18 protein-coding genes are annotated in these 13,952 nt (G+C 71.6%); 6 read left to right on the forward strand and 12 right to left on the reverse strand.

What is annotated here, in order from left to right:
• Positions 1-68 precede the first annotated feature (68 nt).
• Together ORV05_RS28680 and sigE are read right to left on the reverse strand one after the other, a co-directional pair.
• Complete coding sequence (locus ORV05_RS28680) at positions 69-725, reverse strand: zf-HC2 domain-containing protein (RefSeq protein ID WP_268755098.1); 657 nt, start codon at positions 723-725, stop codon at positions 69-71.
• The gene (gene sigE / locus ORV05_RS28685; protein ID WP_144592877.1) at positions 722-1,345 is read right to left on the reverse strand and encodes an RNA polymerase sigma factor SigE; all 624 of its coding nucleotides are present in this window, start codon (positions 1,343-1,345) and stop codon (positions 722-724) included. The genes ORV05_RS28680 and sigE overlap by 4 nt, the downstream gene beginning before the upstream one ends.
• Before the next feature lie 177 nt (positions 1,346-1,522).
• On the opposite strand from sigE, the gene ORV05_RS28690 reads away from it, so the two are divergent.
• On the forward strand, positions 1,523-2,176 hold the full coding sequence (locus tag ORV05_RS28690) for an O-methyltransferase (RefSeq protein ID WP_268755099.1): 654 nt from the start codon (positions 1,523-1,525) through the stop codon (positions 2,174-2,176).
• 27 nt (positions 2,177-2,203) lie between these two features.
• A complete protein-coding gene (locus tag ORV05_RS28695; RefSeq protein ID WP_268755100.1) occupies positions 2,204-2,992 on the forward strand; it encodes a helix-turn-helix transcriptional regulator in 789 nt (262 codons plus the stop codon).
• 34 nt (positions 2,993-3,026) lie between these two features.
• Here the strand turns inward: ORV05_RS28695 and ORV05_RS28700 are convergent, their stop codons facing one another.
• Positions 3,027-4,286, reverse strand: a complete 1,260-nt coding sequence (locus ORV05_RS28700; RefSeq protein WP_268755101.1) for an MFS transporter — start codon at positions 4,284-4,286, stop codon at positions 3,027-3,029.
• Between the two features lie 63 nt (positions 4,287-4,349).
• On the opposite strand from ORV05_RS28700, the gene ORV05_RS28705 reads away from it, so the two are divergent.
• The gene (locus ORV05_RS28705; RefSeq protein WP_268755102.1) at positions 4,350-5,285 is read left to right on the forward strand and encodes a LysR family transcriptional regulator; all 936 of its coding nucleotides are present in this window, start codon (positions 4,350-4,352) and stop codon (positions 5,283-5,285) included.
• Here the strand turns inward: ORV05_RS28705 and ORV05_RS28710 are convergent.
• Both ORV05_RS28710 and ORV05_RS28715 read right to left on the reverse strand, forming a co-directional pair.
• Positions 5,276-6,712 carry a leucyl aminopeptidase family protein gene (locus ORV05_RS28710; RefSeq protein WP_268755103.1) on the reverse strand — a complete coding sequence of 479 codons (1,437 nt, stop codon included), beginning with the start codon at positions 6,710-6,712 and terminating at the stop codon, positions 5,276-5,278. The two genes, ORV05_RS28705 and ORV05_RS28710, sit on opposite strands and share 10 nt — an antisense overlap.
• Positions 6,713-6,806: 94 nt before the next feature.
• Positions 6,807-6,974: a DUF3117 domain-containing protein gene (locus tag ORV05_RS28715; protein WP_081617745.1), complete on the reverse strand. Its 168-nt coding sequence runs from the start codon at positions 6,972-6,974 to the stop codon at positions 6,807-6,809.
• Between the two features lie 173 nt (positions 6,975-7,147).
• On the opposite strand from ORV05_RS28715, the gene ORV05_RS28720 reads away from it, so the two are divergent.
• Positions 7,148-7,942, forward strand: a complete 795-nt coding sequence (locus ORV05_RS28720; protein WP_268755104.1) for an enoyl-CoA hydratase-related protein — start codon at positions 7,148-7,150, stop codon at positions 7,940-7,942.
• Between the two features lies 1 nt (position 7,943).
• Here ORV05_RS28720 and ORV05_RS28725 read toward each other — a convergent pair whose 3' ends face one another.
• Complete coding sequence (locus ORV05_RS28725) at positions 7,944-8,552, reverse strand: response regulator transcription factor (protein ID WP_268755105.1); 609 nt, start codon at positions 8,550-8,552, stop codon at positions 7,944-7,946.
• A 23-nt stretch (positions 8,553-8,575) separates the two neighbouring features.
• On the opposite strand from ORV05_RS28725, the gene ORV05_RS28730 reads away from it, so the two are divergent.
• Positions 8,576-9,580, forward strand: a complete 1,005-nt coding sequence (locus ORV05_RS28730) for a sensor histidine kinase (RefSeq protein WP_268755106.1) — start codon at positions 8,576-8,578, stop codon at positions 9,578-9,580.
• Here the strand turns inward: ORV05_RS28730 and ORV05_RS28735 are convergent.
• The 4 genes from ORV05_RS28735 to ORV05_RS28750 all read right to left on the reverse strand — a co-directional run bounded on the left by ORV05_RS28735 (position 9,516) and on the right by ORV05_RS28750 (position 11,657).
• Positions 9,516-10,265: a polysaccharide deacetylase family protein gene (locus ORV05_RS28735; RefSeq protein WP_268755107.1), complete on the reverse strand. Its 750-nt coding sequence runs from the start codon at positions 10,263-10,265 to the stop codon at positions 9,516-9,518. The two genes, ORV05_RS28730 and ORV05_RS28735, sit on opposite strands and share 65 nt — an antisense overlap.
• Positions 10,266-10,339: 74 nt before the next feature.
• Positions 10,340-10,906 (reverse strand): DNA-3-methyladenine glycosylase I, encoded by a 567-nt coding sequence (locus tag ORV05_RS28740; protein WP_268755108.1) that lies wholly within the window; start codon positions 10,904-10,906, stop codon positions 10,340-10,342.
• The gene (locus tag ORV05_RS28745) at positions 10,903-11,358 is read right to left on the reverse strand and encodes an SRPBCC family protein (RefSeq protein WP_268755109.1); all 456 of its coding nucleotides are present in this window, start codon (positions 11,356-11,358) and stop codon (positions 10,903-10,905) included. Before ORV05_RS28745 ends, ORV05_RS28740 begins: the two co-directional genes overlap by 4 nt.
• On the reverse strand, positions 11,355-11,657 hold the full coding sequence (locus tag ORV05_RS28750) for a DivIVA domain-containing protein (RefSeq protein WP_144591120.1): 303 nt from the start codon (positions 11,655-11,657) through the stop codon (positions 11,355-11,357). The genes ORV05_RS28745 and ORV05_RS28750 overlap by 4 nt, the downstream gene beginning before the upstream one ends.
• A 221-nt stretch (positions 11,658-11,878) precedes the next feature.
• Here ORV05_RS28750 and ORV05_RS28755 point away from each other — a divergent pair, with 221 nt between their 5' ends.
• Positions 11,879-12,550: a lysophospholipid acyltransferase family protein gene (locus tag ORV05_RS28755; RefSeq protein ID WP_268755110.1), complete on the forward strand. Its 672-nt coding sequence runs from the start codon at positions 11,879-11,881 to the stop codon at positions 12,548-12,550.
• 42 nt (positions 12,551-12,592) lie between these two features.
• On the opposite strand, the gene ORV05_RS28760 is transcribed toward ORV05_RS28755, so the two are convergent.
• Entirely contained in the window at positions 12,593-13,162 is a 570-nt protein-coding gene (locus tag ORV05_RS28760; RefSeq protein WP_268755111.1) for an LOG family protein, read from the reverse strand.
• Entirely contained in the window at positions 13,162-13,941 is a 780-nt protein-coding gene (locus ORV05_RS28765) for an LOG family protein (RefSeq protein WP_144591278.1), read from the reverse strand. The genes ORV05_RS28760 and ORV05_RS28765 overlap by 1 nt, the downstream gene beginning before the upstream one ends.
• Between the last annotated feature and the right edge of the window lie 11 nt (positions 13,942-13,952).

Raw genomic sequence — 13,952 nt, forward strand, 5'->3', positions numbered from 1 at the left:
AGACGGTTGAAGACTCGGCGCGACCATACGCCACCACCGATTGTCCCGTCGGGATGGTGAAACGCGCGTCAGCGAGCGTGCACGGCCGGCCTCGCCGGAATGGTGGTCGTGACGGGGGTGACGTGCTGCTGGCCACCCATCTGTGCGCGCAGCACCCCCGGATTGGGGCCGGACTGCGGATTCACCTGAGCGGTACCCCCACCGCCACCGGAAGTGGCGACCAGGGCGAGCGCACTGAGCACGATCCCCGACACCACCACGCCCGCACCCTGCGCGGCTCGCCGCCGCACCGTGCTGGAACGCTGGGAACCGAGCACCGAGGAACCGCTGCCGAGCGGGGTCGACGAGCCCAGCGGGGCGCCCGAACCCAGTGCGGTCTGCATGTCCCGCAAGCCGGCGACCCGGTCGGGCCGCTGGATGGCGACGAGTTGACCGTCCTCGGTCACGGCCAGGTTGTCGGGGGTGGTGGGCAGGTCGGTGTGCTCCGGGATCGCCCGCAGGCTCGCCAGGAAACCGGCGGACATGCTGGGCGCGCTCGCGCGCTTGACCGCCGCCCGGGCCTGCCGCTGAGCCGCCACGTCGGCCGCGCAGCCCGGGCATCGGGTGATGTGCGAAGCGGCCCGGTCCCTGGCACCCAGCGACAGCTCACCGTCGACGAAGGCGACGATCGCGTCGGGCAGAAGATGCGACTCGGGAAACAGACTCCAACCTCGCGGATCGCTCATACCGAAGCCTCCACGGATTCCCCGGTCAGCGCGCGGCGGCGCTCCAGCGAGGCACGCAGCGCCTGCCGGCCACGGTGGATCCGGCTGCGCACGGTACCCAGCTTGACGCCGAGCGTCGCGCCGATCTCCTCGTACGACAGACCTTCGACATCGCAGAGCACGACCGCGGCCCGGAACTCCGGCGGCAGTTCGTCCAGCGCCGCCTGCAGGTCCGGGTCGAGGTGGGTGTCGCTGTAGACCTGCTCGGGGCTCGGGTCGTCGCCCACGATGCGGTCGGTGTCCTCGGGCAGGCCCTCCATCCGCACGCGGGCGCGGCGGCGGGCCATGTCGAGGAAGAGGTTGGTGGTGATGCGGTGCAGCCAGCCCTCGAAGGTGCCGGGCTTGTACGCAGCGAGGGAGCGGAAGACCCGGATGAAGGTCTCCTGGGTCAGGTCCTCGGCGTCGTGGGAGTTGCCGGTGAGGCGGTATGCCAGCCGGTAGACCCGGTCGGCGTGCTCCCGCACGACCTCGTCCCAGGACGGCGGCGTCCACGAGGACTCGTCCACGGTCACCGGGCGGGCCTCGGTGGCGAGCTGCTCGTTCGTCGGGGTCGTCTGCATCGTCGGGGAAGGCACCTCCATCAGGCTGTTCTCCCTACTGCTTGCTCCAACGCGGATACTCCGCGCGGTGTTCCCGTCTCCTGGGTCCCAGCTTGGCCGGTCTACTTAGGTGCGTGGTGAGATCGGTCTAAGAGATGCCTGAGAGAACTGTTGCACGTCTTGCACGATTTCCATCCCGGCCGCCGCTAATCTTTGCCGGTGACCTCCGAGACGCACGCGGGTGTCGGTGACAGCGTCGCTAACCATGTCGAGAGCTACCTGCCCGACGAGCGCAACGACACCGCCCTGCTCCTCGCCCGCACCCGGGCGGAGGAGTTCGGCTGTGCGCCACTCGGAGCACTGGCCGGGGCCGCGCTGTGCTTCCTGGCGACGAGTCTGCGGGCGCGGGCGGTCGTGGAGATCGGCACCGGCACCGGGGTCAGCGGCCTCTACCTGCTGCGCGGCATGGCGCCCGAGGGCGTGCTGACCTCGATCGACATCGAGCCCGAGTACCACCGGGTGGCCCGCAAAACCTTCGTCGAGGCGGGCTTCCCGTCCGGACGTACCCGCCTGATCATGGGCAGGGCGTTGGACGTGCTGCCCCGGCTGACCAGCGGCGGCTACGACCTGCTGTTCGTCGACGCCGCCCGCACCGAGTACCCGGGCTACTACGAGCTCGGGGTCGATTTGCTGCGGCCCGGCGGGGTACTCGCCTTCCACGGGGTGCTGCCGCCCCGCGCCGATCCGTCACGGCGTGATCCCGGTGCGCTGGCGGCTCGCGAACTGGCCCGCGCGCTGCGCGAGGACGACCGGCTGGTGCCCTGTTTACTCCCGGTCGGCGGCGGGCTGCTCGTCGCGGCGGTGCGAGCCTGACAAGGACGCTGGGAGGTGGGCGCCGAGATGCGGGAAGCAGTGATCGAAGCCGCTCGCTTCCTGGCCGGTCGCTGCGGTGAACCGATCACCCTCGGCGATGTGGCCGACCATGTCGGCTACAGCCCGTTCCACCTGTCCAGGTCCTTCGAGCGGCTGCTCGGGCAGCCACCGGGACAGTTCCTCGCCGCGCACCGGTTCCAGCGGGCGAAGCGGCTGCTGCTGTCGACCGACGAGCGGGTTATCGACGTGTGCCACGAGGTGGGGTTCACCTCGGTGGGCACCTTCACCAAGCGGTTCACCGCGGTCGTGGGGCATTCGCCGGTGGAGTTCCGGCGGCTTCCGGACGTCCTCGCGGACTTCCCGCCCCGGCCGGTGCTCGTGCCGGGCGCCGACCGCGACGGCGGCGTGGTGACCGGAAGCGCCCAGCTGACACCGGCCGCGAGGGCACTCCTGGGTGGCGCGGCGGCGGTGTACGTGGGGCTGTTCCCGAGGCGGTCGGCCCGGGGATGCCCGGTGAGCGGGACGTTGCTGGGCGAGTCGGCGGGCTTCCTGCTGACCGCGGTGCCGCCGGGCACGTACTGGCTGCTGGCCTCGGCGCTGCCCGCCGCGGGCGGCGCGCTGGCCCAGCTGGTGCCCGGGCGGATCGTGGCGGGTACGGCGGCGGAGCCGGTGCGGGTGAGCAGGCAGGCCCCGCTGCACCACCGTGACGTGTGGCTCGACGTGCACGCCGACTGGACGGTCCCGGTGCTGGTCGCCCTTCCCCCGCTGGCCTCGGCCCGGACGCGCCGCACCGGCCCCTCGGTCCCCGTGCCCTGAGCCGGTTCGCGCTCTCTCACGGGCTGCACCGGGGTTACGCGGGGCTGGGCACCGAAGCGGTCCGGCGTGCGGCGGCGAGGGCGACCACGACGGTCGCGAGCACCAGCCAGCCGACCGTGGTGAAGGCGAGCCAGCCCCACCCCGCATCCGCGTAGATCACGCTGCCCGCCGTGCCGCCCACGCTGCTGCCCAGGTAGTACATGAGCGTGTACAGGCCCGATGCCTGACCGCGGGCGCCTTCGGGGGCCTCGGCCGCGGTCCAGCCGTTGGCCACCGCGTGCGCGGCGAAGAACCCGCCCGTCAGCACGAGGAATCCCAGCACGACCAGTACCAGCGAATCCGGCACGGTCAGCGCGATCCCCGCCGCGGTGAGGAGGAGCGCGCCCACCGCCGACCGCGTGCGGCCGAAGCGGCCGACCAGCCTGCCCACGGTCGCCGAGGAAACGGAGCCGATCGCGTAGGACAGGAACACCAGTGACGCGGTCGCGGGCGAGAGGTCGAGCGGACGGCCGGTGAGCCGGAATCCCGCGGCGTTGTACATCGCGACGAACGCCCCCATGGCCAGCAGCGCGACCGCGTACTGCGCGAGCAGGACCGGTTTGCCCAGTGCCGCCCCCAGCCCGTCCAGCACGTTCCGTAACCGGGATGGCACTACGGTGGCGGGAGCAAGGGATGTTTGCTCCAGTTTTTCCGTAGCAAACGTTCTTTGCTGCCGAACCCCCGGCAGCGTCAGCACGGTGAGTAGCGAGAACACCAGGCCCAGCCCACCCGCCACGGTGAGCGCGCCGTGGTAGCCCAATCCCCCTGCCGTGAAACCGGTCGACAGGCGGCCGAGCATGCCGCCGACCGAGTTGCCCGCGATCATGGCGCCGACGGCGGAGGCGACACCGCGCTTGCCGAGCTGTTCGACGAGGTAGGCCGCGGCGACTCCGGGGAAGCCCGCGATCGCGACGCCCTGCAGTGCCCGGAGCACGAGGAGCACCGGGTACGACGGGGCGAGCGGGAGCAGCAGGCCGAGTACGGCGGAGGCGATCACCGACGTGAGGATCACCGGCCGCCGCCCGATGACTTCCGACAGCGTGGCGATCGGGAGCACACCGATCGCCAGTGCCGCGGTGGCGACACTGATCGCGAGTGAGGCCGCTCCGGCGTCGAGGTGGTACTGCGCGGCGAGCTGGGGCAGCACCGCCTGCGGCGCGTACAGCAGCGCGAAGGACGAGATGCCCGCGGCGGCCACGGCGAGTTTGACGCGCCGGGTGTCCACCCGGTCGGGAACGAGCAGGTCAGCGGTCACCCAACCGACGCTAAGCTGAGCTAAACAATGCGTCTAATACGTCAAACCGGGGTGATTCATACGATGACGAATGACTTCCGGGAAGAACTCGCTGACCAGCGGCTCGCCGCCCGGCTCGCCCCCGAACTGGCCCTGCTGGCGGCGCTGAGTGAAACCGGCAACATCACCCGGGCGGCCGAGCGGCTGGGCGTGCCGCAGCCGACCGCGAGCCGCCGTCTCGCCACCCTCGCCGAGACCGTCGGCGCGCCGCTGGTCGAGCCCGCGGGCCGGGGCATCCGCCTGACCAGGGTCGGCGCGATCCTCGCCGGTACCGCGGCCAGGGCACTGACCACGGTCACCGCGGGCGCCCGCCAGGCACGCGAAGAACTCGAGCCGGACAGCGGCCACGTCGTGCTCGGCTTCCTGCACCTGCTCGGTCGCTGGCTGGTGCCGAACCTGCTGCGCGACTTCCGCGCCGGGCACCGCGGCGTCCGGTTCACCCTGGTCCAGGGCTCGCGACAGCGGATCATGGACCAGTTGACCGCGGGTGAAGTGGACCTCGCACTGGTCGCCCCGCTGCCCACCGGCGATCCCGCCTTCGGCGGCACGCTGCTCACCGAACAGGAACTCCTGCTGTCCGTGCCCCGGGGCCACCGGCTGGCCGGGCGGCAGCGGATCCGGTTCGCCGAGCTGGCCGACGAGGAGTTCGTCACGCTGGAACCGGGCTACGGCCTCCGCCAGATCGCGGATGCCCTGTGCGCCGAGGCCGGCTTCGAACCCAGGATCGCGTTCGAGGGCCAGGAATCCGACACCGTGCGCGGACTGGTCGCGGCCGGGCTCGGCGTCGCGCTGCTCCCCCGCTTCGGGGCGGGCCATCCCGCCGGAGTCGTGGAGATCCCGCTGTGGCCCAAGGTCACCCGGACCATCGGTCTGGTGTGGCCGGCGGGCGAGCATTTCACCCCCGCCGTCCGCGCCTTCCGCGACCACGTGCGAGACACTCGCTCGCCCAGTCAGGCGTAGGACGCGGCGAACTCCACCAGGGTGCGGGCGGCGAAGCCGGTGGCGCCGGGCACCACGTCCGCGTAGGCCTGTTCGGCCCGGGCCGGACCCGCGATGTCGAGGTGCGCCCACGGCACGTCGCCGACGAACTCGCGCAGGAACAGGGCCGCGGTGATGCCGCCGGGTCCCGTGGGGGTCTGGCGTACGTCGGCCAGCTCGCCGCGTACCGCGTCGGCGTGCTCGTCCAGCAGCGGCATCCGCCACCACGCCTCACCGACCCGGCCACCGGCGTCGGCCAGGCGCCGGGCCAGCTCGTCCTCGGTGGCGAACAGGCCACCGGTCCGCAGCCCGAGTGCCACCTTCATCGCCCCGGTCAGGGTCGCCACGTCGACCACGGCGTCGGGCCGGAACCGGCGGATGCCGTAGACCAGCGCGTCGGCCAGGACCATGCGGCCCTCGGCGTCGGTGTTGCCGACCTCGGTGGTGGTCCCGCCGTAATGCCGCACCACGTCGCCCGGACGGTACGAGCTGCCCGAGACGTGGTTCTCCGCGGCGGGCACGAGCGCGGTGACGCGCACACCCAGCCGCAGCGAGGCGATCGCGCGGATCGCCGCGATCACCGCGCCGCCACCGGACATGTCGGTGCGCATGAGGTGCATCCCGTCGGCGGGCTTGATGGACAGGCCACCGGTGTCGAAGGTGATGCCCTTGCCGACCAGCAGCAGATGCCGCGCGGCTCCGCGCGGGCGGTAGGCCAGCTCGATCAGCCGCGGCGGGCTGGCGGAACCCCCGCCCACCGCCAGTATCCCGCCGAAGCCCTGTTCGGCGAGCCACTGCTCGTCCCGGACGGTGGCGCTCAGCCCGGGCACCGCCGCGGCCAGCCGCTCGGCGGTCTCCGCCAGCCAGGCCGGATTCTTGATGTTCGACGGCGTGTTCGCCAGGTCACGGGCCAGCGTGGCGGCTTCGGCCAGCACCCGCACCCGTTCGAGTTGTTCCGTGTAGGCGGAGACGGCCCGCTCGTGGCGGGTCAGCAGCCGCAGGACCGGCAGCGCGGGCCCGGTGTCGGTGGTGACCTTGAACCGGTAGCCGCCGAGCAGTGCCCCGGTGGCGAGCGCCGCGACCTGCCCGCCGGTGACGTCCGCCCCCAGCTCCACCTGCACCGTCTTCAGCGGCGGGCCGTCGGTGACGGCCTGTCGCACCGTGCGGGCGAAGGCGGCACCGGCGGCTCGCCAGTCCTTGTCCTCGCCCTCGCCGACACCGATCGCCCAGCGGAGCGTCCCGCCCGCGACCTCGCGGATCTCACCGGCCTTGCCGGAGTGGCGCACCCCCTCGAACTCCGCCCCCTCGGCCGGGACCAGGACCGCGGTCGGCGCACCGCGGCGGGCGGTGTCGGCGACCTCGACGTCGATCAGCCGACTGGGCAGGGCTGGCAGGGGAAATCGCGCCATCGAGTGACCTCCCGGAGGGGACGGCGAAAGCCGGCGGACGGGACGTCGGCCGGTGTGAGTGGTGCTCGGGTGCTGCGGGTGGGCCGCCGGAAGCTCAGCTGGTGGCCTCCTGCAGGGCGACGCCCAGGTCCTTGGCCTCCTCGGCGGACAGTTCGACGACGAGTCGACCACCACCCTCGAGCGGAACGCGCATCACGAGGCCCCGCCCCTCCTTAGTCACCTCGAGGGGACCATCTCCGGTCCGGGGCTTCATGGCCGCCATAGCGTGCTCCCTCCGTCTCAACCGGCGCGCCCGGGTCGCGCTTGTCTAAGCCAACCGGGTGTCATCTGCCATTCTCCCTCATCAACATGGGCGCGCGAACGCGGACCGATCTTTTCGTGTTTGCATAGGTGCTGGTATGCGGCTCGCGAGCCCCCATCGGCAGGAGGACATCAGTGACCACCGAGGACGTTCTGCTCACCGTCGACGCGGACGGTGTCCGCACCCTCACGCTCAACCGGCCCAAGGCCTACAACTCCCTGACGGTCGAACTCAAGGAGCGCCTGCTGACGGCACTGCGCGAGGCCGCGGACGCGCCGGAGGTGCGGGCCGTGGTGCTCACCGGCGCGGGCAAGGCGTTCTGCGCGGGGCAGGACCTCAAGGAGCACGTCGCGCTGCTGCAGGCGAACGACCCCCGGCCGCTGCGGACGGTGGCCGAGCACTACAACCCGATCGTGCGCACGATCGTGGAGATGCCGAAGCCCGTGGTGGCCGCGGTCAACGGCCCGGCCGCCGGTGCGGGCGCCTCCCTGGCCTACGCCTGCGACCTGCGGATTTCAGCCGGTTCGGCGAACTTCCTGATGGCCTTCGCCAACGTGGGACTCGGCCCGGACTCGGGCGCGTCGTGGACGCTGCAGCGCCTGGTCGGCTACGGCCGCGCGTCCGAACTGATGCTGCTGGCCCGCACGGTCGACTCCGCCGAGGCGCTGCGGCTCGGCCTGGTCTCCGAGGTCGTACTGGACGAGGAACTGGCCATGCGCGCCCACGCGGTGGCCGCGAAGCTCGCCGCCGGGCCGACCGTCTGCTACGCCAAGATCAAGGAAGTGCTGAGCACCGCCGCGGAAAGCACCCTCGACGAGGCACTGGCGGCCGAGGACGCCGCACAGGCCGTTCTCGGGGCGACCGCCGACCACCGGGAAGCGGTCGAGGCCTTCGTCGAGAAGCGCAAGCCCACCTTCCAGGGCAAGTAGTTCACCTCCGCGAGGGGCCTTCCGCCCTGGCGAGCAGGGCCGCCTGGGTGCGGGTCGAGACGCCGAGCTTGGCGAGCAGGTTGCCCACGTGCACCTTGACCGTGCGCTCGGCCAGCCGCAGCCTGCCCGCGATCTCCCGGTTGGACAGTCCCTCCCCGAGGAGCCGCAGCACGTCGCGTTCGCGCGGGGTCAGCGGTTCCTCGGGGGCACCGGTCAGCGCGGCCGTCGCCGAGGCGCTCATCGCCGTGAGCCCGTCGGCCGCCGCCCGCACCGCCGCCACCAGTTCGTCCCCGGTGGAATCCTTGAGCACGAACCCGTCGGCCCCCGCGGCCAGTGCCTGGCGGATCTCGTGCTGCCTGCCGACGGTGGTCAGCATCAGCACCCGGGGGCGCCGCCCCGGGCTCCGCCGGAGCCTGCGCAGCACCTCGAGCCCGTCGATTCCCGGCAGGTACAGGTCGAGGAGCACGACGTCCACGTCGGTGTCCTGCCGGAGGAGGTCCTCACCGCACCCGTACTGTTCGGTCACCTCGATACCGGGCCGGGTGCCGAGGATGAGCGCCAGCCCCTCCCGGACGAGCGCCTGGTCATCGACGACGGCGACCGTGATCACGGACGCACTCTACTGTCGGGTCCATGCGCCAAGTTTTCGTCACGGCGGTGATCGTGACCGCGGTCTTCCTGGCCGGTGGGGCCTGGTCGCCCCAGCTGGGCTGGCAGGCCGCGCTGCTCAGCGCCGCTCAACTGGCCCCGCTGCTCGGCCGCCACCGGTGGCCGTCGGCGGCACTGGCTCTGGTGGCCGCCGCCACCGTGGCCCGGCTCCTGCTGGCACCGCACAACAACCTGGTGTACCTGCCCGTGCTCGTCGCGCTGTACGGCGTGGCCGGCGTGGTGCGGACCGAACTGTGCCTGCTGGTCGTGGCGGCCGTCGCCGCCGCGGTCTTCCCTTCGAAGGGCCTCCTCGACGGCTCCGTGCTCGCCGCGAGTACCGGGATCCTGGCCTGGTTGCTGGGCCTGGAACGCTGGCGGCAGTTCGCCGAGCGGACCGACCGGGTGGCCCGCCGCCTGCACGACACGCTGGCCCGGAGCACGGCGGTGATGCTGGTGCAGGCCGAAGCGCTGCGCGCGGCCGGTGAACTCAACGAAACCGACCGGCAGCGCGTCGACACGCTGCTTTCGGCGGGCCGTGGCGCGCTGACCCTGGTCCGCCGCACCCTGACGAGCCTGCACGAAGATCACGAGGAACCCCCGGACCTCCCCGAGGTCCTCGCCCGGCTCCGCACCGCCGGACTGCTGCTGGACCGCGACCCCGACCTGACCGCGCTGCCCCGGCCCGTCCGGACCCTCGCCGAACGGGTGGTGGCCGAGGCCGCGGCCAACGCGCTCCGGCACAACGGCGCGGGGGTGCGGCTCCAGGTCGAGGTATGCGAGGGCGACGACCTCGTCACCGTGACCGTCCGCAACGCCGCGAAGGTTTCCACCGCACGGCCCGGCTTCGGCCTGTCCGGTCTCGCCGCGCAGGTGCGGGACGCGGGCGGCACGATCCGCTTCGGCCCGCGGGAAGGGGAATGGCTGGTCAGCGCGACCCTGCCGATGACAGCAGCTGCGACACGGTCACGAACCGGTACCCGCGCTGCCTGAGCCCGTCGATGATCGGGCCCAGCGCGTCCCGGGTCTGCTGCCGCCCCGCGTACATCGCGTGCAGCACGACGATCGAACCGGGGCGCACGTGCTCGAGGGTGTAGTTCGCGGTGGCGGTGGCGCTCGCGTCCACTTCGGGATAGGAGTTGGGCTCCACATCCCACATGATCGTCTTGCGCTGGTGCCCGGCCAGGTAGTGCGGCAGGGCGAACAGTTTCTTGCCGTTCGGTGGCCGGAAGAGGATCTCGCCCGCGTACCCGGTCTGGCGGATCAGCGCGTCGGTCGCCTCGATCTCGTCGGCGACGAATCCCGGAGTCACTAGAACCATCCGCTGGTGGGAAAAGGTGTGGTTGCCGAGCTCGTGCCCGGCCGCGGCGATCTGCCTGCCGAGCTCAGAGTGGGCGGCCAGCTCACGGCCGATCAGGAAGAACGTGGCGGGCACCCCGCGGGCCGCGAGGGTATCCAGGACGGGACGGGTGCCCGCCGGGTCGGGGCCGTCGTCGAAGGTCAGCGCGACCACCTTCTCGGTGGTGTCCACGTGATCGACGATTTCCCCGAAGAACTGGAAGCTCCGCGCATCGGCGACCTTCAGCAGGGCGACCCCGGACCCGAGCACCACGACCAGCGCGGTGACCGCGGCGATCAGCAGGCCGCGTGCCCGCCGGGAAAGCAGGATTCGACGCATGGCGCGAACCCTGCCGTGCGGGGAGTCCGGCCGGAAGCCGCGAAGGTACTAGGACCTTCGGCCGAACCCGGCGCTCAGCCCGCCCGGAAACAGCCCTCGAGGTGGTCGTCGACCATGCCGGTGGCCTGCATGAGCGCGTAACAGGTGGTGGGCCCGAGGAACGCGAAGCCCCGCTTCTTCAGCTCGCGCGCCATCGCCTTCGACTCCGGGGTGATGGCCGGGACCTCGGCCATCGTGGCCGGCCGCGTCCTCGGTCCCGCCGGGGCGAACGACCACAGCAACTCGTCCAGCGGCCGGTCCAGTTCCGCGATCGCCCGCGCGTTGTTGATGGCGGCGAGGATCTTCGCCCGGTTTCGCACGATCGAGGCGTCGGCGAGAAGCCGGGCCACGTCCTCGTCGCCGAACTCGGCGACCTTTTCCGGCACGAACCCGGCGAAGGCGCGGCGGAAACCGTCCCGCTTCCGCAGGATGGTCAGCCACGACAGGCCGGACTGGAAGGCCTCCAGGCACAACCGCTCGTACAGCTCGTCCTGGCCACGGAGCGGCACACCCCACTCCGAGTCGTGGTAGGCCGCGTAGTCGGGCGCGGAATTGCCCCACGGGCACCGGGCGACCCCGTCGGAACCCAGCAGGCCGGTCATCTCTCCCCCATCGAATAGTTCTCCGCGAACGCCGCGAACCGGCGCAGCGACTCGCGCAGGCCGAGCCTGAACGCGGGCTTCACCGCGGGCCAGCCGAGCTTGCCGAGCGGCCCGAACGGCAGGACCAGGCTCTCCGACCACACGAACACCGACTCCTGCGGCCCCTTGGCGTGCACGTGGAAGGCGCCGCTTCCCCGCACGACCCGGCCGAGGTGACGGACCGTGCACCGCACCGGCGGCTCCCAGGTGGTGATCTCCATCGTGTCGGTGAACCCGATGCCCCGGACACCGGTGAACGCGGCGATGCGCGACCCCACGCTCCGCCCGTCCCCCGACACCACGCGGACGTCCGTGCCGAGCATCCACTCGTGCTGGCGCGGCCAGTCGGTGAGCGCGAGCCAGGTCGTCCCCGCGGGTGCGGCGACCTCGACGGAAACCACCAGATCGGTCATCTCGACCTCTCGCGCTCGTCCTCCAGTTCCCGCACCCGGGCACGGAGGGTGTCGATCTCACCACCGAGCCGCCGTATCACCCAGTCCACTTCGGACATCTTGTAGCCGCGCAGCACGAGCTGGAACTTCACCGCCTGCACGTCCTCCCCGGTGATGTCACGCACGGGCAGTCTCGTGGGCGAGCTGCCCGGCGGCAGCGGGGCGAGCTCTTCACCGCGCCCGAACACGACGGCGGCCAGCAGGAACACCACCGCCGCCACGAGCAGCATGACTACGAGGTAGATGAGCGCGGTCGTCACGCGACGATCGTGACACACGACGGCGTGCCGCGTCCGTCAAGCACGGCGAGTCGCGTGGCGCGGCACCCGGTGCCACTTCCGGCGGCGGAACCGGAGCGTACCGTCGTTGGCGCGACCCGGGGGTCCCGCCAGGTCACCACTTCGTGGCGGTCTCCCGGTACCCCTGGAGCGGCCGGGCGCGGAAGTGCCATGCTGGGGACGAGATCGGGACTGGAGGAGTCTTGCTACACCTGTTGATCCGGCTGGTACTCGCGCCGCTGGCGCGCTTCGTCTACCGACCGGAGGTCCACGGCGCGGAGAAGGTGCCGAGGACCGGGCCGGTCATCCTGGCGGCCAACCACCGCGCGGCGGTGGACACCTTCGTGATCCCCATCGCCACCCCCCGCCCGGTGTCGTTCCTCGGCAAGGCCGAGTACTTCACCGGACGCGGCCTGAAGGCCCGGTTCGTGGCGGCCTTCCTGAGCGCACTGGGCTACGTCCCGGTGGAGCGCGGCAACGCGATGGCCGGGCTGGCCGCGCTCGAAGCCGCCCGCAAGGTGCTCGACAAGGGCGGCGTGTTCGGCATCTACCCGGAGGGCACCCGCTCGCTCGACGGGCGGCTCCACCGCGGGCACACCGGGGTCGGCGCGCTCGCGCTGGCCACCGGGGCCAAGGTGGTGCCGGTGGCGCTCACCGGCACCGACAAGATGCTGCCGATCGGCAAGAAGGTGCCCCGGCTGGCGAAGGTCTCGGTGCGCTTCGGCGATCCGCTCGACTTCTCCCGCTACGACGGTCTCGAGTCCTCTCCGGCGATCCGCCGCGCGGTGACGGACGAGATCATGTACGCCATCCTCGAACTGTCCGAGCAGGAGTACGTCGACAAGTACCACAAGCGCCCCGGCGAAGCCGCCTGAGTCGCTGCCGTGAAGGGTCCCTTCACGGCCCGCGCCCGGGTGTCAGCCGATCCACTTGGCGACGGTGGGTGGTTCGTAGGACTCGAACGCGTCGAGCAGGGCCACCGGATCGGGGTCGATGAAGATCAGATCGCGGTGCTGCGGCCGCAGGAAACCCTCGGCCACCATGTGGTCGGCGAACTCCCGCAGCGGCCGGTAGTAGTCCGCCACGTCCACCAGCCCGATCGGCTTGTGGTGCAGACCGAGCTGGGCCCACGTCCACACCTCGGCCAGTTCCTCGAGCGTGCCCGCACCGCCAGGCAGGGCCAGGAATCCGTCCGACAGCTCCGCCATCTTGGCCTTGCGCTCGTGCATCCCGGCGGTCACGTGCAGTTCGGTCAGGTCGGCGTGCGCGATCTCCACCCGCATCAGGTGCTTCGGGATGACCCCGATCACCTCACCGCCCGCGGCCAGTGCCGCGTCCGCGACCACGCCCATGATGCCGACGCTCGCACCGCCGTAGACCAGGCCGATGCCGCGTTCGGCGAGCAGTTTGCCCAGCGCGGCGGCCTGCTCGGCGTAGACCGGGTCGTTGCCCGACGACGAGCCGCAGAACACGCAGATCCGGCGCATCAGTGGGTCTCCTCCCATGCCTTGTACGCCTCCCGCACCACGCGCACCGCGTCCTCGACGTCGTCGGTGAGGTGGAGCAGGGCCAGGTCCTTCTCGCCGATCTTGCCCTCGCCGTGGACCGACTCGCGCACCCAGTCGTACAGCCCACCCCAGTAGGACCGTCCGAAGAGGACGACCGGGAACTTCGTCACCTTCTTGGTCTGCACCAGAGTGAGCGCCTCGAACAACTCGTCAAGGGTGCCGAACCCACCGGGCAGGCAGATGAACGCCTGGGCGTACTTGATGAACATCGTCTTGCGGGCGAAGAAATACCGGAAGTTCACGCCGAGATCGACCCAGGGGTTCAGCCCCTGCTCGAACGGCAGCTCGATGCCCAGCCCCACCGACAGCCCACCTGCCTCGGAGGCGCCGCGGTTGACCGCCTCCATGGAGCCGGGTCCACCGCCGGTGATCACCGCGAAACCCGCTTCCGCCAGCGCCGACCCGATCTTGCGGCCGAGTTCGTATTCGGGGTGGTCGCGTTGTGTGCGGGCGGAGCCGAACACGGTGACCGCGCGCGGAACCTCGGCGAGCGCGCCGAACCCTTCGACGAACTCGGCCTGGATGCGCAGCACGCGCCACGGGTCGGTGTGCACCCAGTCCGTCGGCCCGCGCGAATCCAGCAGCCGCTGGTCGGTGGTGCTCGCCTCGACCCGCCTGCCCCGCCGGAGCACGACCGGCCCCCGGTGCTTCTCCAGCGGGTGTTCGGGATAGTCGGCGACTTCGTCCGTCTCGTCCATCGTCACCCCCG

This window comes from Amycolatopsis cynarae, assembly GCF_026802195.1.
Classification (GTDB): domain Bacteria; phylum Actinomycetota; class Actinomycetes; order Mycobacteriales; family Pseudonocardiaceae; genus Amycolatopsis_E; species Amycolatopsis_E rhizosphaerae.

What these genes read in the sequence shown, in the direction of transcription:
- ORV05_RS28680 (WP_268755098.1), bottom strand. Translation starts at nt 725, where the DNA reads ATGAGCGATCCGCGAGGTTGGAGTCTGTTTCCCGAGTCGCATCTTCTG.
- sigE (WP_144592877.1), bottom strand. Translation starts at nt 1,345, where the DNA reads ATGGAGGTGCCTTCCCCGACGATGCAGACGACCCCGACGAACGAGCAG.
- ORV05_RS28695 (WP_268755100.1), top strand. Translation starts at nt 2,204, where the DNA reads ATGCGGGAAGCAGTGATCGAAGCCGCTCGCTTCCTGGCCGGTCGCTGC.
- ORV05_RS28705 (WP_268755102.1), top strand. Translation starts at nt 4,350, where the DNA reads ATGACGAATGACTTCCGGGAAGAACTCGCTGACCAGCGGCTCGCCGCC.
- ORV05_RS28710 (WP_268755103.1), bottom strand. Translation starts at nt 6,712, where the DNA reads ATGGCGCGATTTCCCCTGCCAGCCCTGCCCAGTCGGCTGATCGACGTC.
- ORV05_RS28715 (WP_081617745.1), bottom strand. Translation starts at nt 6,974, where the DNA reads ATGGCGGCCATGAAGCCCCGGACCGGAGATGGTCCCCTCGAGGTGACT.
- ORV05_RS28730 (WP_268755106.1), top strand. Translation starts at nt 8,576, where the DNA reads ATGCGCCAAGTTTTCGTCACGGCGGTGATCGTGACCGCGGTCTTCCTG.
- ORV05_RS28735 (WP_268755107.1), bottom strand. Translation starts at nt 10,265, where the DNA reads ATGCGTCGAATCCTGCTTTCCCGGCGGGCACGCGGCCTGCTGATCGCC.
- ORV05_RS28740 (WP_268755108.1), bottom strand. Translation starts at nt 10,906, where the DNA reads ATGACCGGCCTGCTGGGTTCCGACGGGGTCGCCCGGTGCCCGTGGGGC.
- ORV05_RS28745 (WP_268755109.1), bottom strand. Translation starts at nt 11,358, where the DNA reads ATGACCGATCTGGTGGTTTCCGTCGAGGTCGCCGCACCCGCGGGGACG.
- ORV05_RS28760 (WP_268755111.1), bottom strand. Translation starts at nt 13,162, where the DNA reads ATGCGCCGGATCTGCGTGTTCTGCGGCTCGTCGTCGGGCAACGACCCG.
- ORV05_RS28765 (WP_144591278.1), bottom strand. Translation starts at nt 13,941, where the DNA reads ATGGACGAGACGGACGAAGTCGCCGACTATCCCGAACACCCGCTGGAG.